This is a genomic window from Amycolatopsis sp. NPDC049159 (genome assembly GCF_040648295.1).
Taxonomy (GTDB): domain Bacteria; phylum Actinomycetota; class Actinomycetes; order Mycobacteriales; family Pseudonocardiaceae; genus Amycolatopsis; species Amycolatopsis pretoriensis_A.
The window spans coordinates 82,412-102,379 of sequence record NZ_JBEZDL010000030.1; the positions used below are offsets into that span (position 1 = coordinate 82,412).

The following is a 19,968-nucleotide window of genomic DNA, read 5'->3' on the forward strand; positions in this document are numbered from 1 at the left end:
GTCCCTTCATCGTGACCGGTGGATCGCGAGCGCCCGCGCGGCGTGCGCCCGGCGTCGGGCGAGCACCTCCTGGACGCCCGGGTCGCCCACCGGCCGGTTCAGCACCGCGGCCGGTCGTTCGAACCGCAGCACCACCACGTCGGCCGCCTGGTCGGCGGTCACCCCGGGGGAGCGCAGCACCGCGTCGACGGCGGCGTGGTCCCGGCGCAGCTCGGTGACGAGGTAGTCCACCTGAGCGTCCAAATCGGACAGAATGGCCGAGCCCGGTACCCGGCCGCGGAAGCTGTGCCGGAACAGCCCGATCCGGCGGTTCGCGCTGGTCCACTGCGCGAGGCCGATGCCGGGCAGGCGCGGCCCGGTGCGCGCGGTCGTGCTCCGGTCCCGCACTTCGTCCGGCGTGAAGTCCCGGACCCGGCCGCCGAAGTCGGCGGACCGCATGGGGGTGTCCTCCCGGCTGCCCTCGATCCGGTTCGGCTGCACGCCCGACTCGGCGATCAGGTTGCCCACCACGCCGGCCGCGCCGTTGACGGGGTAGCGGTAGGTGTGCACGAGCAGGTCCATGACCCGCCGGATCCGGGCGTCCTGGCCGGCCGGGACCGCGGCCGGCGGCGGGGGTGCCGCGGTCGCGCCGGCGCCGCGGCGGCAGGTGATGACCGCGAAGAACCGGCTCTGCGCGCCGGTGAGCTCGAGCTTGCCGTCCAGGCGGGTGGTCAGCGACTTCTCGCCGACCGTCTGGCCGACGTTGCCGCCGACCACGCGGATCCGGCCCGGCCGCACGTCGGTCACGACGTCGCAGTGCGTGGCCCGGTACCGCTCGTCCCCGATGTTGTCGTAGGTGGCGCCGCTGTCCTGCCGCGCGGCGCACACGAGGTCGCCGACCCGCGGCGCGACCTCGGTCGCCCGGAACGCCCAGAACGGGTTCGCGGTGTCCCGGCGCAGCCGGTTGGCCCGCGCCGCCCGGATGTAGGTCTGGTGCGCCGCCGAAGAGCGGAACGCGGCGCCGGCGCCCGCCTTGCGCAGCACGTACGAGACGAACACCGCGCTCCACGGGTGCCCGGCCTGGTAGGAGCTGCTGCGCAGCTGCGCGTCGGTCACCGTGGCGCCGACCCCGTCGCGGTAGTACTCGCGCAGGATCGCCGAGGCCGCCGGCGACGTCTCCGTCAGCGCGGCCCCGCCGCCCGGCCGCCAGCGCCGGAACTGCTCACGCGCCACCTTGGCGATCGCCTCGCACAGCGGCGGCCCACCCGACGCCGTCTCGTGCTCCGGCTCGCCGTGACCAGCCAGGTCCGCACCGGGATCGGCGAGCAGCCGCCACCCGAAGGTCCGGGGGATGTCGTCGTGCGCGACGCGCGTCCGCTCCACCCGGAAGGCCCGGCTACCGGACCTGAGCGCGGCGGCGACCTTCAGGCTGTTCGCCGCGGTCGGCTCACCCGGCCGGAACAGGACCCGCAGCGCCCCCGTCCCGGCGGCCTGCCGCTTGCGCGCCCAGGCGATGAGCGGCGCCGGATCGGTGTACAGGGCGTCGAACGCGTGCACCTCGTCCGGGTCGGCGTGCCGGAGGATGGCCATCAGGGCCGCTCCGCCACCGGAGTGCGCGGTGAGGATGAGCTTCCCGCGCGTGGCGTGCACGCCGGTGGCGGCGGAAAACCGGCGCAGCGCGTCGCTGACCAGGCGTGCCAGAGCACCCGGCGCGGTGAGGGCGGGGAAGCCGTAGGCCCGCCCGCCGCGGAAGTGCCCGCGCGGCAGGACGAGCAGGGTGGGCGTGCGCCTGCCCCGCACCGAAGGGTTCGCGGGATCCGTCAGATCGAGCCCGCTACGAGGTTCCTTGTCGTCCGGCAGCGTCATCCGCGCCCCACGCGCGGAAAAGCCGTGCAGATGCACGACCACGTCGACGGCGCCGTCGCGCGGCACCGGTCCCCACCGCAGCACCAGATCGGGTCCGGTGCCACGGTGGTGCGCCAGCTGCGGCAGCCGGGCTACGACCAGCCGCCCGCCGTGCTTGCCGTTCTTGCCGTCGGGCGGAGTGCGGTGGTCGAGCACCGCCGCGGGAGATGCCGTCATGGCCGCCCCTTTCCGAAGCTCCGGGTATCGGCCCTGTTCCTGCAAGATGCGGGCCAGCACCGGAACTCCACCCACGCCTACGAAACGGCCGAAGCGGGCGAAGTGTTACCAGTCGCGGCGAGTGGTGATCGCTGGGGGCCACAGGGTTCGGCGTCCCGCCGCACCGTCCGGTGAATCATCGACGGCGAGCGATCCACCGCGTGATTCAGCCACGGCAAAAGCAAGCGTTCAGGGCGATGCGAGAATGCGGGTGAGGGGTGCTACCTGCAGGCGGTCATTTCCCCCGATCCTGTGCTCCGGACGTTGGCGGGCGCCTGGAATGCCTGGATCACGTGCGCCGCGAAGCGCTGGGCCGCCGCGGCCTGTGCCGCCGGGGAATCCGCCTCGATGCCGCTGCCGGCCATGATCATCAGGGTCAGGTCGGTCACTCCGACGTCGGGGCGCAGGTGGCCCGTGGCCTTGGCGCGGCGGATCAGCTCGGCCGCCGCGGCCAACGACGAACTTCGCATGGCCGCGAAGTCCAGCGCCTGCGGGTAGGCCGACTTGACCGCCGCGATGAACCCGTGGTCTCGCACCTGAAGCGAGCACAGCTTCTCGACCACGGAACAAAAGCCGCGCCAAGGGTCAGGGTCCGCAAGGCCCTCGCCCAAGATGGAATGCCAAGCGCGCGCCTGAACGGCGAACGCCTCGGTGACCAGTGCGGCCTTGGTCGGAAAGTGCCGGTACACCGTCGCCGGCCCGACCTCCGCGCGGCGGGCGATCTCGCGGACCGGGACGTCAAGACCGTCCGCACCGAACGCCGTCCGGGCCGCGGAAAGGATGCGGGCGCGGTTGTCCCGGACGTCGGTGCGAGGCAAGCGGGCGATCATCCCTCTCACTTTAGGTGATCCAACTCGAGGACCCGTTAACGTCCGACCGCGGAAGACCTCCGGAAAGCGGGGCAGGACCAATGACATCCACCAGGCACGACGGCGACACCTGGGACCCCACCTCCAGCGTCGGCGCGACCGCCACCCTGGCCGCCGTCGCGAGGGCGATCGCGAGCCGTGAAGGGCCCGTCGACGACCCCTTCGCCGAGCCGCTCGTCAAGGCGGTCGGCGTCGGTCTCCTCACCCGGCTGGCGACCGGCGAAATGGCACCCGGCGACCTCGTCGGCCAAAGCGCCATCGACGGAGCCAAGGTGCGGACCAAGTTCTACGACGACTTCTTCCGCAACGCCGCGAACGCCGGCATCAGGCAGATCGTGATCCTCGCTTCGGGACTGGATTCCCGCGCCTACCGGCTGCCCTGGCCGTCCGGGACCGTGGTGTACGAGGTCGACCAGCCGCAGGTCGCCGAGTTCAAAACGCGTACCTTGGCGGCGTACGTCCCCACAGCCGAGCGCCGGGCGGCCGCGGTGGATCTGCGGGACGACTGGGCCGCCGCGCTGCGGGAAACCGGGTTCGACCCGGGGCAACCTACGGCGTGGAGCGCCGAAGGACTCCTCGGCTACCTCCCGCCGGAAGCACAGGATCGCCTGCTCGACACCGTCACCGAACTCAGCGCGGACGGAAGCCGGGTCGCCACCGAGAGCAGGCCGAACCCGCGGCCGGGCGACGACGAAACCACCAAGAAGAGCCTCGACCGCATTTCCGAACGCTGGCGCGCGCACGGCTTCGACCTCGACCACGCGCGGCTGCGCTACTTCGGTGAGCGCAACGAAGCCGCTCCCTACCTGACCGGCCTCGGCTGGGAAATACACGGCACCAGCGTCCGGGAGCTGTTCGCCGCCTGCGGGCTGCCGCTCGCGGACGACGACCTGCGCATGGGCGGTGTCCGCTACATCAGCGGGACCCGGTAGCGGGCTGCGGGGGCACTTCTCCTACACGGGGATCAGCGTCGCGGCCTGAGCCTCGCCTCCAGGTGCTCGGCGAGGGCGGCCACCGTCGGGTGGTCGAACAGCGCCGCCGCCGGGAGCTCGATGCCCGCGCGGGCCGTGACGCGGGTGCGGATCTCCAGCGTGGTCAGGGAATCGAAGCCCAGCTCGGTGAACGGCCGGTCGTCCGCGATCGCGTGCGGGTCCGGGTGGCCGAGCACCGCGGCCACCTCCGTGCGCAGGAGGTCGCGGAGCTCGGGCCCGGCGGGCTGCCGGGGCCAGGGGCGGGAACCGGTGGCCGGGCGCGGGTTCACGGTCATCGGCGGCTGGGTGAAGCGCGCCGGGATCAGGACCGGCTCGGGCGAGGCGAGGGCCGCGTCGAACAGCGCCAATCCTTGCTCCGCGGTGATCCCCGTGACGCCGGACGCGGTGATCCGGCGGTGGGCGGTCGCGGAGATCCGGTCGCCGAGCCCGGTGCCGACCTCCCACAGGCCCCACGCCAGCGACACCGCCGGGCGGCCCGCCGCGCGCCGGCGGGACGCGAGCGCGTCCAGGAACCGGTTCGCGGCCGCGTAGTTGGCCTGGCCCGCCTTGCCGAAGGTCCCGGCGATCGAGGAGAACAGGACGAACGCCGTGAGCGGCAGGTCGCGCGTGACCTCGTCGAGGACCAGCGCCGCGTCCGCTTTCGGGCCCAGCACCGCGTCGAGCCGCTCCGGCGTCTGGGCGGACAGAACGCCGTCGTCGACGACCGCGGCGGAGTGCACGACTGCGGTCAGCGGCGGGTCGCACGCCTCGACCAGGCGCCGCATCCCGGCCGGGTCGGCGGCGTCGGCGGCGACGATCCGGACGCCGGAGCCCAGCTCGGCCAGTTCGGCCGCGCCGGGAGCCGCCGGGCCACGACGGCTCACCAGCACGAGGTGCCGGACGCCGTGGGCGCGGACGAGGTGGCGGGCGACCAGTGCGCCGAGCGCCCCCGTGCCGCCGGTGATCAGCACCGTGCCCGCGGGGTCGAGCGGCCGCGCGGCCGACGGCGTGGCCCGCGCGACGCGGAACACGTGGGGCACCCCGCCGTGGACGGCGATCTGCGGTTCCGTGCCGTCGCCGGCCAGGCCCGGCACGTCGGCGGACGCGCCGGGGTCGAGGTCGACCATCGTCAGCCGCCCCGGGTACTCCGCGGCCGCCGAGCAGCCGAGGCCCCAGACCGCCGCGGCGGCAAGGTCGGGTTCGGGCCCGGTCGCGTTGCGCGTCACGAGGGCCAGCCGGCCGGGCCCGGCCAGCCGCTGCTGCAGGAGCCGCAACGCGCCGGCGGTCGCCGGGCGGACGGCACCGGACGGCGCTTCGACGACGGTCACCGGCTCGCTCGCCGGAACCGGCGCCACCGGCACCCAGCGCGGGCGGTACAGCATCGTGTCGGCCGGGCTCGCCGGCTTGGTGACCATCGACTCCACGCGCGCGAGCGGGACGCCGTCCGTGCCGAACACCGTGACGCCGACCGTGCCGGGTCCCTCGGCGGTGACGTGCACCCGCGCCTGCCGGATCCGCGGCCCGAACAGCTCGACGCCGCTCCACAGGAACGGCATCCGCGGTTCGGTGTCCGGGGCCGCGAGCGCCGCCGCGTGCACCGCGGCGTCGAGCAGCACCGGGTGCACTTCGAAGGAGCCGCCCACGCCCGGCGGGAGCTCGATCTCGGCGTACACGTCGTCGCCGGCCCGCCACAACCGGGTCACCGCGCGGAAAGCGGGCCCGTAGGTGTGCTGCTCGTAGGCCGCGGCGACGTCGATCTCGCTCGCTTCCGCCGGTGGCCACTCGGTTTTCCACGGCTCGGGCCGCGGGCCGGGCGGCCGGAGCCGTCCGGTGGCGTGCCGTCGCCACGGCTGATCCGCGTGCGGGCGGGCGTAGGCGTCGAAGCGCGGCCCGTCGACGACGACCTGCAGGTCGTGGTCTTCCAGCGGCAGCGGCGCTTCGAGGACGAGTTCGTCGACGGCGGCCGTGCCCGCGTGCAGCGCGAGCTCGACGAACACCGCGCCCGGGACCACCGGTACGCCGCCGATGACGTGGTCGGCCAGCCAGCCCTGCGCCCGCGGGCTGAGCGCGCCGCCGTGCACGATCCGGGGCGAATCCGGGGCTTCCAGGGGCGGGCCGAGCAGGGCGTGCCCCGGCCCGGCCGGCACCGCCGGGTCGAGCCAGTAGCGCGTCCGGCGGAAGGGGTACGTCGGCAGCGGGACGATCCGGGCGCCGCTGCCGCGGAACACCTTCCGCCAGTCGACCGGGACGCCCGCGGTGTGCAGCTCGCCGAGCGCGGTGAGCACGCCCGCGCCGTCGAGGGTGGTGGTGACGGCGGCGTCGACGACCCGGCTGAGCACCGCGGCCGGGCCGATTTCGAGCGCGGCGCCCGGGGCGGCGGCCGCGACCGCGCCGGCGAACCGCACCGCCTGCCGGACGTGCCGCACCCAGTGCTCCGGCCCGCTCGCCGGGTCGAACCGCGCGCCGGTCACGGCGGACACGAACGGGATTTCGGGGCGCCGGTGCCGGATCCCGGCGAGCGCGGCCCGGAACCCCGCGAGGATCGGGTCCATCGCGGGGGAGTGGAAAGCGTGGCTGACCCGCAGGCGCGTGCCGCCGCCCAGGCGCTCGGCGACGGCGGTGACGGCCGCCTCTTCGCCGGAGAGAACCACTGACCGTGCTGCGTTGACGGCCGCGATCGCGACCGGCCCGCCGTCGATCACCGACACCGCCTCGGCTTCGCTCACCGGGACGGCGATCATCGCCCCGCCCGGCGGCAGCGCGGCCATCAGGCGCCCGCGCGCGGAAACCAGCGTGGCCGCGTCCGGCAGTGACAGGACACCGGCGACGTGCGCGGCGGCGATCTCGCCGACGGAGTGCCCCAGCACGACGTCCGGCCGCAGGCCCCACGACTCGAGCAGCCGGAACTGCGCGACCTGGAAGGCGAACAACGCGGCTTGGGCGTGCTCGGTGTGCGCGAGGTCGGCCGAGAGCAGATCGGGACCCGAGGTGCCCAGCTCGTCGCACACCTCGTCGAAGGCAGCGGCGAACTCCGGGAAGGTCCCGGCCAGCTCGCGGCCCATCCCGGGACGCTGGGCACCCTGCCCGGAGAACACGAACGCCAGCCGCGGTTCGTCGCGGACGGTCCGGCCGCGGAGTTCGCCGCCCGCGATCGCGCGCAGCGTTTCGCGGTCAACGGCGAGCACGCGGTGCCGCAGAGCCGGCCGGGCGGCGAGCGTGAAAGCGACGTCGATGCCGTCCGGCGCGTCGGCCAGGGCCGCCGCGACTGCACGTAAGGCGGGTTCGTCGTCGGCGCTGAGCAGCCACGGCGCCGCCGGGAAACCGGGCCGGGCCGCCGGGCTCTCCGGCGGGGCCTCTTCCAGCAGGACGTGGGCGTTCGTGCCGCCGATCCCGAACGCCGACACCCCCGCCCGCCGCGGCCGTCCGCCCGCCGGCCACGGCTGGGCTTCGGCGAGCAACGCCACCTGGCCCGACGACCAGTCGATGCGTGGGCTCGGGTTGTCCGCGTAGCGCGAGGGCGGCAGCTGCCCGTGCCGCAGGGCGAGCACCACCTTGACGATCCCGGCGACGCCCGCCGCGGCCTGCGTGTGGCCGATGTTGGACTTCACCGAGCCGAGCCACAACGGCTTCTCGCGGCCGCCGCCGTACGCGGCGATCAGCGCCTCCGCCTCGATCGGATCGCCCAGCGGCGTGGCCGTGCCGTGGCCTTCCACGGCGTCGACGTCCGCCGGGGCCAGGCCGGCGTCCGCCAGCGCCGCGGCGACCACCGCCCGCTGCGCCCGGCCGCTCGGCGCGGTGAGCCCGTTCGAGGCGCCGTCGGAGTTGACCGCGGACCCGCGCAGCAGCGCCAGTACGGGGTGGCCGAGCCGCCGCGCGTCCGAAAGCCGTTCCAGCACCAGCACTCCGGCACCCTCGGCCCACGCGGTGCCGTCCGCGTCGGCGGCGTAGGGCCGGCACCGCCCGTCCGGGGACAGCCCGCGCTGGCGGCTGAAGGCGAGGAACGTCCTCGGCGTGGCCATCACCGTGGCGCCCCCGGCGACGGCCAGGGAACATTCGCCGCCGCGCAGGGCTTTCGCCGCCAGGTGCACAGCCACGAGCGACGACGAGCACGCCGTGTCGACGGTGAGCGTCGGCCCGGTCAGCCCGAAGGTGTAGGCGATCCGGCCCGACGCGACCGCGTGCGACGACCCGATGCCGAGCCAAGCCTCGAGTTCGTGGCTGTCGAAGCGGCTGGCGTAGTCCTCGTTCATCACCCCGACGTAGACGCCGGTGTCGCTGCCCCGCAGGGCCGCGCGATCGAGACCGGCGCGCTCGAACGCCTCCCACGTGGTCTCCAGCAGCAGCCGCTGCTGGGGGTCGGTGGCCAGCGCCTCCTTCGGGGAGATCCCGAAGAACCCGGCGTCGAAGTCCCCGGCGTCGTAGAGGAACCCGCCGCGCTTGGTCACCGAAGTCCCGAGCCGGTCGGGGTCCGGGTCGTACAGCCGGCCGGTGTCCCAGCCGCGGTCGGCCGGGAAGTCGCCGGTCGCGTCCGCGCCCTCGGAAACGAGCCGCCACAGGTCGTCCGGCGTCCGCACGCCGCCCGGGAACCGGCAGGCCATCGCGACGACGGCGATCGGCTCGTCCGCCGGCGCCCCCGTGGTCACCGGCGCGGCGGTCCGGGTGTCCCTGGCGATTTCCGCGATCACCTGGCGCGGCGTGGGGAAGTCGTAGATCAGCGAGACGGGCAGGGCAGTCCCCGCGTATTCGGCCAGCCGGTGCCGCAGCTGAACCCCGGCCAGCGACGTCAGGCCGAGCTCGGCGAAGGGCCGGTCGAGCCAGCCGTCGCCGACGTCGTGCCCGGCCAGCTCGGCGAGTTCGGCCCGCACCAGCCCGGCCAGGTCGTCCGGCACCGGCGCGGCCACCGTCCGGCGCAACGGCTTGCCCGACGGCGTGCGTGGGATCTCCTCGACCACGTGGAAGGCGACGGGGATCTTGTACGGCGACAGCTTTTCCCGGCACAGCCGGCGCAGTTCGCCGACGTCGAGCACGCCGGTGGGAACCACGAACGCGATGGGGACCTCGCCGACGAGTTCGTCGGGCCGCTTGCCGACGAGCACGTCCCGCACCGACGGCGACTCCGCCAGCACGGCCTCGACTTCGGCCGGGTGCACGTTCTGGCCGCCGCAGACGATGACGTCGTCGACCCGCCCGTCGAGGAAGAGCTTCCCGGCCGCGAACCGGCCCGCGTCCCCGGTGCGGTACCAGCCGCCGCCGAGGGCGGGCCGGCCGTGGTAGCCGAGCATCAGCCCGGGCCCGCGGACGAGGACTTCGCCGGCGTCCACCCGGATTTCGACGCCGGGCAGCGGGGTCAGCCCGGTTTCCCCGGGCTGCCCGACGGCGATCTTCCCGCTCGTTTCCGTGCTGCCGTAGCCGTCCACGAGCGGGGTGCCGAAGAGGTCGCGCACGGCGGCCCGCGCGACCGGCCCGCAGACCGCGCCCGCGGTGAGCGACAGGCGCGGCGGCACCACCGGACCGCGGATTTCGTGGCGCAGGGCGGTATACGTGGCGGGAACCCCGCCGAGCACGCAGCCCGGGTGTTCGGCCAGCAGCCCGGCGTCGACGCCGGTGGCCAGCCGGGTGTGCGCGCCGGCGGCGATCGTCCCGGCCACCGCGAGCGACAGCGCGTAGGCGTGGTGGACCGGCAGCGGCCACAACACGGTGTCGGCCCGGCTCAGCCCCAGCACGGGGGAGTAGCAGGCGGCGGCCGACCAGAGCACGGCCCGCTGCGTGGTCAGCACACCTTTGGGCCGGCCGGACGTGCCGGAGGTGTAGAGCAGCCAGGCCGGTTCGTCGAGCCCGAGGTCGTCGCGGGGTGCGCCGGACGCCTGGGTGTCCTCCACGGCGAGGACGCGCAACCGCGGCCGGTCCGCGGCCAGCGCCCGGACCCGGTCGAGGTGCCGGGCCTCGGTCAGCAGCAGGACGGCGCCGGAGTCGTCGGCGATGGCGGCCAGTTCCGCGTCGGTGGCGCCGGCGTTGACCGGCACCCCGATCGCGGCCGCGCGCAGCACGCCCAGCAGGGCTTCGACGTATGCGACCCGGCGGCCGATGTGCAGCAGGACCTTCTCGCCCCGGCCGACGCCGAGCGCGCCGGCGAGCCGCGCGCTCGAATCCGCGAGCTCCCCGTAGGTGAGCGAGCGCGTGCCGTCGGAAAACGCCGGGCTGTCCGCCGGGTGCGCTTGGACGAGCGACGGCAACGGGCGCAGCAGATCGGTGTGGACTCTCCCCATGGAACCACCGTAGCGGGATTCGCCCGCGTGCCGGTGGATCAGTCCTTTGTGGACTCACCGGTGGCCGCGGCGGCGATGTCGAGCGCGGCTTCCGCGGGCGTGCGGTCATCGGCGTCGTCGCCGCGTTCGGGGTGGGTGGCCACCGAGCCGGGATCGACCGCCTCGACGTGGATCCCGGCGCCGCGCAGCTCGGCGGCGAGGGCCGTGGTCAGGCCTTCTAGGGCGTACTTGGCCAGCGCGTACCCGGGCGCCCGGACGGTTTCGACGTCGGCGCCGATCTGCGCGGCGGCACCGCTGGAGACGTTGACGATCCGGGCGGCGGGTGCGGCCTCGAGCAGCGGCAGGCAGGCCTGGACGAGCGCCAAGGGGCCGAGGACGACGACGTCGTAGGAGGCGCGGGCCGCGGCGATGTCCGCGTCGAGCAGGGACAGCACGGTGAAGTCGGGCATGTTCGCGGCGTTGTTGACCAGCGCGTCGAGGCGGCCGGCCGTGGCACGCAGGTGCTCGGCGCACGCCGCGACGTCCGCCGGGTCGGTGATGTCGAGCCGCACGGCCTCGGCGGAGAGGCCTTCGGCGACGAGTTCGGCGGCCCGTTCGCGGGTCTGTTCGAGGTTCCGCCCGGCGAGGACGGCGTGGTAGCCGCGGGTGGCGAGCTCACGGGCGACGGCGAAGCCGAGGCCGTGTGCCCGGCTCGCGCCGGTGACGAGGGCGACCGGTGATTTGTTCATGACACCTACTGTAGGGATTTCCTACAATTGTGCCAACCCGCTTTCCTGGCCTAGGATCGGCGCCATGTCCGATCGCCCCCGTGCCCTGCTGCGCTGGCCCACGTACCTGATGGGCCGCCTCCACCGCGGCGGCGTCGCGCGGATCGACGAGGAGCTGGCGGCGATCGGCACGTCGTTGCGCGACTTCTACGTCCTGGTCTGCGTCGGCGAGTACGGCCCGCTGTCCCAGCAGTCCGTCGCCGACCGCCTCGGCCTCGACCGCAGCGACCTGGTCAAGGTGCTCGACCGCCTGGAAGCGGCGGGCTGGGTGATCCGCGAGCGCGACACCGAGGACCGCCGGCGGCACGTGCTGACGCTGACGGAGGACGGACGCGTGATGGTGGCGAAGACGGAGGAGGTCTCGGCCGCGGTGACGGGCGAGCTGCTCGCCCGGCTGACCCCGCGCGAGCAGGACACCCTGCACCGGTTGCTGCTGAAGGCTTCCGGTGATCAGGCCGGCCGGTAGCGGGTGGCGAGGGCGGGGCTCTGCCCGCCGAACGCGGCCAGTTCCGCGCCGAAGACCGACTCCAGCAGCCTCGCGTCTTCCACGCCCGGCGCGCACACGATCTCGCCCAGTTCCAGCCCGCGCAGCGAAGCCGAAACGACGTCGGCCGCGCTCATCCGCGGGACCGCGCTGAGGTCCAGACCTTGCCGCGAGTGGAACTCGGTCGCGACCACCCCCGGGCACACGACCTGCACCCGGACGCCGGTCTCCGCCAGTTCGGCGCTGAGCGCCTGGGACATGGTGACCAGGTGGGCGAGCGTCCCGGCGTAGACGGTCCGCCGCGGCAGCCGGCCCTGCGGGGCGGGTCCGCTGAAGGCGATCATCCCGGCCACGTTGACGATCGCGCCGCGACCGCGTTCGACCATGCCGGCGACCGCCGCGCGGGCGAGCAGCGTCGGTGCGAGGACCTTGACCTTGACCAGTTCGCGGGCCTTCGCCGCGGGCAGGTCGGCCAGCGGCATGTAGTGCGCGACGCCGGCGTTGTTGACCAGCAGGTCGAGCGGCTCGCCGGCGGCGATCTCCGCGACTTCGTCGATGCCGTCGTCGGTGGACAGGTCGGCCGCCACCGTGCGGATCCCGACCTCGGGGTGGGCGGCGGCGAACTCGTCGAGCCGCTCCTGGCGCCGCCCGACGAGCACCAGGTCGTGGCCGTCGGCGGCCAGGCGCTCGGCGAACGCCCGGCCGATGCCCGACGTCGCGCCGGTGACGAGGGCGAGCTTGCTCATGGTCGAACGTCCTTCCGGAGAGGTGGGGCCGGCGCGAGCGCGGCGGAACCGAGGAGAGCCAGCTTGTCCGCGGCGTCGGTGCCGGGATCGGGGTGGTAGACCGCGAGCACGAGCCCGGGTGCGTCGCTCAGCAGCAGCTTTTCCCGGTTCAGCACCAGTTCCCCGACCTGCGGGTGGGCGAAGCGCACGGTCGCGCCGCGCCGGTTCGCCACGTCGTGGCGGGCCCACAGCTCGCGGAACCGCTTGCTGGCCAGGGAAAGCTCGCCGACGAGCTCGATGAACCGCGGGTCGTCGGTCTCGGTCCCGACCGCCTGGCGGAACCCCGCCACCAGCCCTTGGGTGGCGAGGTGCCAGTCGGGGAAGAGGGCCTGCTCGGCCGGGTCGAGGAAGACGTCCCGCAGCCGGTTCGCGCCGGCGACGAGCCGCGGCGAGATCGCCTCGGCGAGCGGGTTGGCCGCCAGCACGTCGAGGTAGCGGCCCTCGACGAACGCGGGCAGCCCGACCGCCGCGAGGAACTTGAGCGTGCCGGGCGGGACCGTCTCCTTCCGGCGCCGCCGCCGCCGTTTCCGGGGCCGGTGCTCGGTGAGGCCGATCAGGTACGCCGTGGTGTCGTCGTCGAGCTGCAGCACGCGGGCGATCGCTTCGAGGACCTGCCGCGACGGGTTGCGGTCGCGGCCCTGCTCCAGGCGCAGGTAGTAGTCGGCGCTGATGCCGGCCAGCTGCGCGACCTCTTCCCGGCGCAGCCCCGGCACCCGCCGCACGCCGCCGGCCGGGACGCCGGCCTGCTCGGGTGTCAGCAGCTCCCGGCGGGCGCGGAGGTGATCGCCCAGCAGGTTCGGTTCGTCGGTCACCACTTCACGGTAAGTCGCGGGCGGCGCCGGTGCCTGGTCCTGTCACCCCCAGGGAAGTCGGTCCGGTGTGGACGCCACGCGTCAGCCGACCGGGAACTTGACCCCGGTGAGCTCTTCCGACACCGTCCACAAGCGCCGCTGCACCGCGACGTCGTAGGACTGCGGGCTCGAAGCGACCACCTGCGGGCGCCCGCGGTAGCCGCCGAGGCCGTCGGGGCCGTAGTACTGGCCGCCGAGCGCGGCGGGGTCGGTCGCGGCGCGCAGGATCGGCAGCGCGCCCCGCTCCGAGCTCTGGGTGAACAGCGGCGCGACGGCCGGGAAGAGCGCGCGGGCGATGGCGGGGGAGTTGCGCATCAGCTCGGTGCGCGCGACCCCGGGGTGCGCGGCGACGGCGGCGGTGGTGCCCCGCGGCGCGAGGCGGCGCTGCAGTTCGTAGCTGAACATGAGATTGGCGAGCTTGGCCTGGCCGTAGGCGGCGACGCGGTCGTAGGAGTTCTCCCACTGCAGGTCGTCGAAGTGGATCGAGGCGCGGATGCGGTGGGCGATGCTGGCGACGGTCACGACGCGGGAGCCTTCGACCGGCAGCAGGAGGTCGAGCAGCAGGCCGGTGAACGCGAAGTGCCCGAGGTGGTTGGTGCCGAACTGCAGCTCGAAACCCTCGCGGGTGGTCTGCCGCGGCGGGTACATGACGCCGGCGTTGTTGATCAGCAGGTCGATCTTCGGCAGCGTCCCGCGCAGCTCGGCCGCGGCGGCGCGGACGGAGTCGAGCGACGCGAGGTCCAGCTCCTGCACGGTGACGTCGGCGTTCGCCCCCAGCTTGGCGGCGGCTTTCTTGCCCTTCTCGACGTCGCGCACGGCCAGCACCAGCGTCGCTCCCCGCTCGGCCAGCACCTTGGCGGTGTCGAAGCCGAGCCCGGTGTTCGCGCCGGTGATCACGGCGACGCGGCCCTGCTGGCCGGGAACGTCGCGGTCGGTCCAGTTCTTGTTCATGGCTGGGGGTCCCTCCGGGTGGCGGCCCTTGCGGACCGGCGGTCTGTTACATCTCCGACGCTAAGGAACCGTCGGTCTGATGTCAAGAGACAACCGGTCTGTAAATTTTCGCGGCGGGCGTTAGGCTGGTCGTATGACGTTCCAGCGGGCGCGCAGCGCGGAGCAGCGAGAGGAGCGGCGGCGCACGATCCTCGACACGGCGCTGGCCATGCTCGACGAGATGCCGGTGGCCGACGTGAGCCTCAACGAGCTCAGCCGCCGGGTCGGCCTGGCGAAGTCGAACGTGCTGCGCTACTTCGAATCCCGCGAAGCGATCCTGCTCGAACTCCTCGACGGCGCCCTGCGGGACTGGCTGACGGAGGTGTCGGCGGAGCTGGCCGCGGGCGTGGACCGCGACCGCCCGGCGTCCGCGCGGGGCGACGCGTTCGCGGCGGTGGTCGCCCAGTCCCTGGCTCGCCGGACGGTCCTGTGCGACCTGATCGGGGCGCAGGCGGGGGTGCTGGAGCACAACGTGTCGGTCGATGTCGTGGTGCGCTTCAAGCAGTCGGCGCTGGCGGGGTTGGAGACGTTGGCCGAGCTGCTGCGGGGGTATGTCCCCGAGGTGGGCGCGGAGGCGTCTTCGGTGTGCCTGATGGCGATGATTTTGACGGGCGGGTTGTGGACGCACTGCCGGCCTTCGCCGAGCGCTTTGGCGGCGTACGAGGTGGACCCGGCGCTGGCGGCGTTGCACTTGGAGCTGGCACCGGCTTTGCAGCAGGGGCTGGCGATGCTGATCGCGGGAGCCATGTCCCGCAACGGCTGAGCCGGCTCGAGGCGGGATCAGGTCTTGATGGTTTGAACCGAGCCGTTGATCACGACGCTCGGATTGGATCTCCCGTCAGGAGCACGCGAGGTCAGGAAATTTTGGACAAGCCTGGCGGTCGGTGTGACGTGGGGCATCAGGAGTACGGCGATGAGGAACCAGGCGGCGGCCTGCACCAGGTCGCCGATGGGGCCGAACAGGGAGAGCCCGAAGATCGGGTGAACCGTGAAGAACAAGATCAGCAACTTGGTGAACGGGGCCACGTGTTCGCGGTCGTCGCGCACCCGTGCGACCTCCCGTGAGTGGAAGCCGACGTCCCCTTCGTCGTTGTGCGCCACCACCGTCCAGTTGCGGGCTTCCTGCCCCGTGGCCAGCAGCCTGACGGTGATCGACGCCCCCTTTTCGATGTGACCGATCCGGAACACGGCTTCCTGATCCGACTCTTCTTCGGCGGTGTCGCGGGACACTTTCATTTCACGTTGAGGCCGCGGTCGGCAGGCTGCTTCGACGATGACGGCGCCTTCGGCCGATTTCAGTCCTCGCGTCCCAAGACAATTGCTTGTGCGGATCGTTGCGACGCTTGATGCGGTCGGTCACGAGGGTGACCACGCCGCCGACGACCACGCTGATCGCCGCTAGGGCGATCTTGAACGCGACGCCGTTCGTGTCGATGCCGGCCGAGTCCGCCGCGAGGGTCGTCAACATGATCGGGCAGTCTCCTGTTCGCACCGATGGTGAGCTCGTTCATCACTAGTCGGTGCCCGATCACGTGCTGTTACGGAGATCCGCAGTTGTCGATTTTCAGGTCGTAGACCGCCGCAGTACCAGCCAAGCCGTGCCGCCCAGGGCCAACGCGAGCACCAACGGGTAAGCCGCGAACAGCGTCAGCGATGGCTGGTCACCCAGGAAACTCCCGATCGGGCGCCACCAGTTCTGCGTGGTCGCCAGCGCACCCGCCGCCGCGAGGAGGGCCACGCTGGTGAACACCGCGAGGTAGATCCCCGACTGCCGCCAGCGCTGGAACACCACCCCCGCCAGCACGCAGACCGCCGACGTCGCCACGATCGGTCCAGTGAACGCCAGCCACTGCGTGAGCGGGCCGTCCTGGCGCAGCGCGCCGAGCCCGTAGATCCGGGCCTGCCGCCCCCAGCCGCCGGTCAGCCGCTCCACGGCGGCGAAGCCCACCAGCAGCAAGCCGAAGAACAGTGCCTGCCCCACGACCACGAGCGCCGTCGCCGCGGCGAAGCGGCGGCGGGTCACGCCCAAACCCAGCGTGAACGGGAAGACCTGCGTCATCGTCTGCAGGTGCGCCGTCGCGGCCACGCCCAGCAGCATCGGCAGCAGGTACACCTCGTGGTCGCCGACGGCGGTCTGCCCGTTGGAGACGTCGATGCCCCAGCCCAGCAAAGGGAGCGCGGCCGCCGCGGCCAGCGGGTACGCGAGCAGCGCCGGCCAGTTGACCAGCTGGATCCGGGCGACGTCGAGCACGCGCGTCATCGGGCTTCCTTCCCGGCCGCGACCAGCGCGCCGTGGTGCTGGGTGGTGCGGACGACCAATTGCTGCAGCGAAACCGGCTCGAAATTCAGTCCGGGGTGGGCCGGGTCCGGGGCGCCGGCGAGGGTGACGCGTAGCGCGCCGCCGATGCGTTCGCGGTGCAGTTCTTCGTACCCGGCCGCGAAACGCTCGACGGCGTCGGCGGGCCCGGTGACCGCGACGGCCTCGCCGCGCAACGACTCCGCGTCCGCGTCGATGAGCACCCGGCCCCCATCGAGGAGGACGACGTGCTCGATCAGGTCGCTGACCTCGTCGATCAGGTGTGTGGAGAGCACGATCGTGCGCGCGTGCGCGGCGTAGTCGGCGAGCAGGCGGTCGTAGAACAGCTGGCGCGCGACGGCGTCGAGGCCGAGGTAGGGCTCGTCGAACAGCGTCAGCGGCGCCCGCGACGCCAGCCCGATGATGACCCCGACCGCCGACAGCTGCCCGCGCGAGAGCTTGCCGAGCAGCTGCCCGGACGGGACGGCGAAGTCCGCCAGCAGCTCGGCGGCGAAGGCGGTGTCCCAGTTCGGGTAGAGCAGTTCGGCGGCCCGCAGGGCGTGGGCACCCGGAACTTCTCCGGGTAGTGCTGGCTTTCCTTGATGAAGCACGTCCGCGCGAGCACGTCGGCGTTTTCGTAAGGGTGCTGCCCGAAGACCTCGACCGTGCCGCCGGTTTCGAAGCTCTGCCCGGTGAGGATCCGCATCAGCGTGGTCTTGCCGGCGCCGTTGCGGCCGAGCAGGCCGTGGATCGTGTTCCCGGCGAGCGTCACGCTGACCCCGTCGAGCGCGGCGAGGGCGCCGTAGCGCTTGGTCACCCCGGTCGTGCGCACCACGTTCATCGCTCCGGCTCCCAGACGTCGATCAGCTTCTTGATCTCCTCGGCGTCCATGCCGAGCTTGCCCGCCTCCGCCATCAGCGGGGTGACGAACTGCCGCGTGAAGTCCCGGCGCCGCCGTTCGAGCAGCTGCGCGCGGGCATCGGTGGCGACGAACATGCCGATGCCTCGTCTCTTGTAGAGGATCCCGTCGGCGACGAGCTGGTTGATGCCCTTCGCCGCGGTCGCCGGGTTGATCCGGTGGAAGGCCGCGAGCTCGTTGGTGGACGGCACCTGCGCGTCCGCGGGCAGGCTCCCGTCGACGACCGAGTTCTCGATCTGCTCGGCGATCTGCAGGAACAGCGGCCGCCCGTCGTCTTTCACGCCGACCACCGCGCACGGCGGTTCGTCGGTTCATTACTCATGTAACTAACCATGGAGGCTCGGGTGCCGCCCTGTCAAGCCCGGCCGTGTCAGCGCGGTGTCCGGGTGGTGTCAGGCGGGCCGCCGAAAGTAGCCGTCATGACGCAGAACACGATCTCCTCGCACTGGACCGGCCTGGTGGCCGTCGAAGACACGGCCCTCGCGGTCACCGACACCGGCGGCCCCGGCGTCCCGGTGGTCTACCTCAACGGCCAGTTCGCCACCCAGGGCTACTGGAAGCGGGTCCTGGCCGAACTCGGCGACGGCTTCCGCCACATCACCTACGACGAGCGCGCCCGCGGCAAGTCGAAGCGCTCGGCCGACTACTCCTTCGAAGCCGCGATCCGCGACGTCGACGCCGTGCTCGCCGCCCGCGAGGTGGAGCGCGCGGTGCTGGTCGGCTGGTCCTACGGCGCGGTCGTCGCGGCGCACTGGGCCCACCGCAACCCCGAGCGCACCCTCGGCGCGGTCCTGGTCGACGGCGCGTACCCGCACGACTGGCTCGACGACGCCATGGAACTGCGGATCCGCAAGCTGTTCAAGCGGATGAGCTGGTTCCTGCCGCTGCTGCGCCCGACCGGCCTTGCCCCGCGCATGACCGCCGCCCAGCAGGCGGAAAGCAACATCGAACTCGGGAAGCTGTCCCGCGAGCGCGAGCTGGGCCCGGTGCTCGACGGCATCACGGTCCCGGTCCGGTACGTCGTCGCGTCGGGAACTTCCTTCGGCAGCAAGGGCGGCGAACAGGAGCGCATCCGCGCCGGCCTCGACGGGGTGCTCGGCCGGAACCCGAACATCACCCGCGAGAAGGTCGCCGGCAACCACGGCTCGATCCTGCGCAAGGACTTCGGCGCGGTCGCCGGCGCCGTCCGCGGGATCGCCGCCGGGTCCTGACGGCTACAGCAGGGTTTCGTCGAAGCCCAGGGGGTCCTCCCGGGAGCGGTCGAGGACGTGCTGCGCCTCCTTTTCGCGGCCGCACGAATGCAACGCGGCCACGGCGATCTTGCGGCACTGCCGCAGGCGGTCGGGCGATCCCTCCAGCCGCACCGATCCGTACGCTTCGGTCAGCAGCTCCACTGCCTGGTCCCACTCCCTTTGCAGGTAAGCGAAGTACGCCATCACGGAAAGGGTTTCGCTGACCGAGTCGGGGTCGTCCCGCCGGCCCTCCTCGAGGTTGGTCCGCATCACCGCCAGCGCGCCGGGCAGGTCGTCGCGCTTCACCAGCAGCTGGGCCGTGTTGGTGCGGATCTGGCTCCGGTAGCGGAACCCGGCGTCGCGGTCCACGGCCACCCAGCCGTCGTCCGGGATCAGCGCCGCGGCCCGGTCGATGGCGCGCCGGGCGCCGTCCTCGTCTCCCTGGCGGAGGCGGGCCAGTGCTTCGAGGTTGGCGGCCAACGCGCACAAGGTCGACGCGTCGGCGGGGGAGACCCGGTAGCGGCGTTCGGCGTCCCGGGCGTGGACTTCGAGGCCGGCCAAGCGGACGAGCGCGCCGGCGGGGTCGTTCTTGCGCTTGAGCGCCCACGCGGCGTGGCGCAGCTCGGTGAGCATTCCGTCCACTTCGGATGGTGCGGCGGCGACCGCGCGGCGGAAGAGGTCGCCGGTGTCCAGCGGTGTCGCGGGGTCACCGGCCGCCACGACGGCGCCGATGAGCAAGGCCCCGAACGAATCCGGGACGCGGTCCGCGGCGAAGACGGCGTTCACCAGCACCCGTGCGAGCGGCCACGCGCCGGCGAAACAAACCTGGGCGTCGACCAGCGCGCACAGGTCCCGGTCGTCCAGGTCGCCCCGCGCCCAGCCGTCGGCCCACGTCTCCGCGGAGACGGGTTCGCCGTCGGCGGGCGGCAGTGCCTGGAGGCGAAGGTGCTCGTCCAGGAACAGTGCGGCCTCCGCCAAGCCGCGGACGCCGAGATCGCTGATGTAGTTGGCCTGAACGGGCAGGCGCGTGCGCGGCACGACCGGCAACGCCGCCGGGCGTGCGCGCGCCACCAGCCCGTACTGGGCGACGAGCGTTCCGTCGCCGTCCGCCCGCAGCACGGCGCGGGCCAGCCGCACCGGCTCGTGCACGTCGAGGTTCATCCGCTGCTCCTGAGGTCGGGGCGGGGCCGCTCCCGGGAGCGACCCCGCGGGTGGGTCAGCAGTTGTAGGGGTGCACCCAGCACTTGAGCAGCCCGCTGACGGTGGCGTCCGGGCTCGCCAGTTCCGCCACGACCTGGTCGGTGGTCTGGACCTTGGCCGGCTCGGTCGCCGCCGCGGACGCCCCGCCGACCAATGTCAGCAGGGCCGCGGTGGCCCCGGACGAAACGACGGCGAGCTTCACCAGAAGACGTCGCATGGATCCCTCTCCTTCGTAGGA

Annotated in this window: 17 protein-coding genes and 1 pseudogene; 4 read left to right on the top strand and 14 right to left on the bottom strand. The window is 73.2% G+C overall.

Features of this window, described 5'->3' with window-relative positions:
• Positions 1-6: 6 nt before the first annotated feature.
• Complete coding sequence (locus AB0B33_RS41005) at positions 7-2,061, bottom strand: phage tail tip lysozyme (protein ID WP_360782144.1); 2,055 nt, start codon at positions 2,059-2,061, stop codon at positions 7-9.
• A gap of 260 nt (positions 2,062-2,321) precedes the next feature.
• Positions 2,322-2,930: a helix-turn-helix domain-containing protein gene (locus tag AB0B33_RS41010; RefSeq protein WP_360782146.1), complete on the bottom strand. Its 609-nt coding sequence runs from the start codon at positions 2,928-2,930 to the stop codon at positions 2,322-2,324.
• A gap of 80 nt (positions 2,931-3,010) precedes the next feature.
• Between AB0B33_RS41010 and AB0B33_RS41015 the strand changes: the two genes are divergently transcribed.
• Complete coding sequence (locus AB0B33_RS41015) at positions 3,011-3,901, top strand: class I SAM-dependent methyltransferase (RefSeq protein ID WP_360782148.1); 891 nt, start codon at positions 3,011-3,013, stop codon at positions 3,899-3,901.
• 32 nt (positions 3,902-3,933) lie between these two features.
• On the opposite strand, the gene AB0B33_RS41020 is transcribed toward AB0B33_RS41015, so the two are convergent.
• Together AB0B33_RS41020 and AB0B33_RS41025 are read right to left on the bottom strand one after the other, a co-directional pair.
• A complete protein-coding gene (locus AB0B33_RS41020) occupies positions 3,934-10,206 on the bottom strand; it encodes a type I polyketide synthase (protein ID WP_360782149.1) in 6,273 nt (2,090 codons plus the stop codon).
• A gap of 38 nt (positions 10,207-10,244) precedes the next feature.
• A complete protein-coding gene (locus AB0B33_RS41025) occupies positions 10,245-10,934 on the bottom strand; it encodes an SDR family NAD(P)-dependent oxidoreductase (RefSeq protein WP_360782151.1) in 690 nt (229 codons plus the stop codon).
• Positions 10,935-10,998: 64 nt separating this feature from the next.
• Between AB0B33_RS41025 and AB0B33_RS41030 the strand changes: the two genes are divergently transcribed.
• A complete protein-coding gene (locus tag AB0B33_RS41030) occupies positions 10,999-11,439 on the top strand; it encodes a MarR family transcriptional regulator (protein ID WP_360782153.1) in 441 nt (146 codons plus the stop codon).
• Here the strand turns inward: AB0B33_RS41030 and AB0B33_RS41035 are convergent.
• The 3 genes from AB0B33_RS41035 to AB0B33_RS41045 all read right to left on the bottom strand — a co-directional run bounded on the left by AB0B33_RS41035 (position 11,424) and on the right by AB0B33_RS41045 (position 14,044).
• On the bottom strand, positions 11,424-12,203 hold the full coding sequence (locus AB0B33_RS41035) for an SDR family NAD(P)-dependent oxidoreductase (RefSeq protein ID WP_360782155.1): 780 nt from the start codon (positions 12,201-12,203) through the stop codon (positions 11,424-11,426). The two genes, AB0B33_RS41030 and AB0B33_RS41035, sit on opposite strands and share 16 nt — an antisense overlap.
• On the bottom strand, positions 12,200-13,054 hold the full coding sequence (locus tag AB0B33_RS41040) for a helix-turn-helix transcriptional regulator (RefSeq protein WP_360782156.1): 855 nt from the start codon (positions 13,052-13,054) through the stop codon (positions 12,200-12,202). The genes AB0B33_RS41035 and AB0B33_RS41040 overlap by 4 nt, the downstream gene beginning before the upstream one ends.
• 81 nt (positions 13,055-13,135) lie before the next feature.
• The gene (locus AB0B33_RS41045) at positions 13,136-14,044 is read right to left on the bottom strand and encodes an SDR family NAD(P)-dependent oxidoreductase (RefSeq protein ID WP_360782158.1); all 909 of its coding nucleotides are present in this window, start codon (positions 14,042-14,044) and stop codon (positions 13,136-13,138) included.
• 133 nt (positions 14,045-14,177) lie between these two features.
• On the opposite strand from AB0B33_RS41045, the gene AB0B33_RS41050 reads away from it, so the two are divergent.
• Positions 14,178-14,846, top strand: a complete 669-nt coding sequence (locus tag AB0B33_RS41050; RefSeq protein ID WP_360782160.1) for a TetR/AcrR family transcriptional regulator — start codon at positions 14,178-14,180, stop codon at positions 14,844-14,846.
• Positions 14,847-14,863: 17 nt separating this feature from the next.
• Here AB0B33_RS41050 and AB0B33_RS41055 read toward each other — a convergent pair whose 3' ends face one another.
• From AB0B33_RS41055 to AB0B33_RS41075, 5 genes and pseudogenes are all read right to left on the bottom strand, one after another.
• On the bottom strand, positions 14,864-15,313 hold the full coding sequence (locus tag AB0B33_RS41055) for a hypothetical protein (protein ID WP_360782162.1): 450 nt from the start codon (positions 15,311-15,313) through the stop codon (positions 14,864-14,866).
• Positions 15,314-15,320: 7 nt separating this feature from the next.
• Positions 15,321-15,551, bottom strand: coding sequence for a hypothetical protein (locus AB0B33_RS41060; protein WP_360782164.1), 231 nt, complete (start codon positions 15,549-15,551; stop codon positions 15,321-15,323).
• Between the two features lie 96 nt (positions 15,552-15,647).
• The gene (locus AB0B33_RS41065) at positions 15,648-16,343 is read right to left on the bottom strand and encodes a hypothetical protein (RefSeq protein WP_360782166.1); all 696 of its coding nucleotides are present in this window, start codon (positions 16,341-16,343) and stop codon (positions 15,648-15,650) included.
• Positions 16,340-17,220, bottom strand: a pseudogene (locus tag AB0B33_RS41070) (ABC transporter ATP-binding protein). Before AB0B33_RS41070 ends, AB0B33_RS41065 begins: the two are co-directional and overlap by 4 nt.
• Positions 17,217-17,588: a GntR family transcriptional regulator gene (locus AB0B33_RS41075; RefSeq protein ID WP_360782168.1), complete on the bottom strand. Its 372-nt coding sequence runs from the start codon at positions 17,586-17,588 to the stop codon at positions 17,217-17,219. The pseudogene AB0B33_RS41070 and the gene AB0B33_RS41075 overlap by 4 nt, the downstream one beginning before the upstream one ends.
• Before the next feature lie 129 nt (positions 17,589-17,717).
• Here AB0B33_RS41075 and AB0B33_RS41080 point away from each other — a divergent pair, with 129 nt between their 5' ends.
• Complete coding sequence (locus AB0B33_RS41080) at positions 17,718-18,509, top strand: alpha/beta hydrolase (RefSeq protein ID WP_360782169.1); 792 nt, start codon at positions 17,718-17,720, stop codon at positions 18,507-18,509.
• A gap of 3 nt (positions 18,510-18,512) precedes the next feature.
• Here AB0B33_RS41080 and AB0B33_RS41085 read toward each other — a convergent pair whose 3' ends face one another.
• The gene (locus tag AB0B33_RS41085) at positions 18,513-19,691 is read right to left on the bottom strand and encodes a hypothetical protein (RefSeq protein ID WP_360782171.1); all 1,179 of its coding nucleotides are present in this window, start codon (positions 19,689-19,691) and stop codon (positions 18,513-18,515) included.
• A 55-nt stretch (positions 19,692-19,746) separates the two neighbouring features.
• Positions 19,747-19,947: a hypothetical protein gene (locus tag AB0B33_RS41090; RefSeq protein WP_360782173.1), complete on the bottom strand. Its 201-nt coding sequence runs from the start codon at positions 19,945-19,947 to the stop codon at positions 19,747-19,749.
• Positions 19,948-19,968: the final 21 nt, after the last annotated feature.

Bases quoted from the DNA above. Each gene is read 5' to 3' on its own strand.
- AB0B33_RS41090 (WP_360782173.1), bottom strand. From the start codon at position 19,947: ATGCGACGTCTTCTGGTGAAGCTCGCCGTCGTTTCGTCCGGGGCCACC.
- AB0B33_RS41065 (WP_360782166.1), bottom strand. From the start codon at position 16,343: ATGACGCGCGTGCTCGACGTCGCCCGGATCCAGCTGGTCAACTGGCCG.
- AB0B33_RS41060 (WP_360782164.1), bottom strand. From the start codon at position 15,551: ATGTTGACGACCCTCGCGGCGGACTCGGCCGGCATCGACACGAACGGC.
- AB0B33_RS41080 (WP_360782169.1), top strand. From the start codon at position 17,718: ATGACGCAGAACACGATCTCCTCGCACTGGACCGGCCTGGTGGCCGTC.
- AB0B33_RS41010 (WP_360782146.1), bottom strand. From the start codon at position 2,930: ATGATCGCCCGCTTGCCTCGCACCGACGTCCGGGACAACCGCGCCCGC.
- AB0B33_RS41005 (WP_360782144.1), bottom strand. From the start codon at position 2,061: ATGACGGCATCTCCCGCGGCGGTGCTCGACCACCGCACTCCGCCCGAC.
- AB0B33_RS41035 (WP_360782155.1), bottom strand. From the start codon at position 12,203: ATGAGCAAGCTCGCCCTCGTCACCGGCGCGACGTCGGGCATCGGCCGG.
- AB0B33_RS41050 (WP_360782160.1), top strand. From the start codon at position 14,178: ATGACGTTCCAGCGGGCGCGCAGCGCGGAGCAGCGAGAGGAGCGGCGG.
- AB0B33_RS41030 (WP_360782153.1), top strand. From the start codon at position 10,999: ATGTCCGATCGCCCCCGTGCCCTGCTGCGCTGGCCCACGTACCTGATG.
- AB0B33_RS41085 (WP_360782171.1), bottom strand. From the start codon at position 19,691: ATGAACCTCGACGTGCACGAGCCGGTGCGGCTGGCCCGCGCCGTGCTG.
- AB0B33_RS41025 (WP_360782151.1), bottom strand. From the start codon at position 10,934: ATGAACAAATCACCGGTCGCCCTCGTCACCGGCGCGAGCCGGGCACAC.
- AB0B33_RS41045 (WP_360782158.1), bottom strand. From the start codon at position 14,044: ATGAACAAGAACTGGACCGACCGCGACGTTCCCGGCCAGCAGGGCCGC.
- AB0B33_RS41020 (WP_360782149.1), bottom strand. From the start codon at position 10,206: ATGGGGAGAGTCCACACCGATCTGCTGCGCCCGTTGCCGTCGCTCGTC.
- AB0B33_RS41015 (WP_360782148.1), top strand. From the start codon at position 3,011: ATGACATCCACCAGGCACGACGGCGACACCTGGGACCCCACCTCCAGC.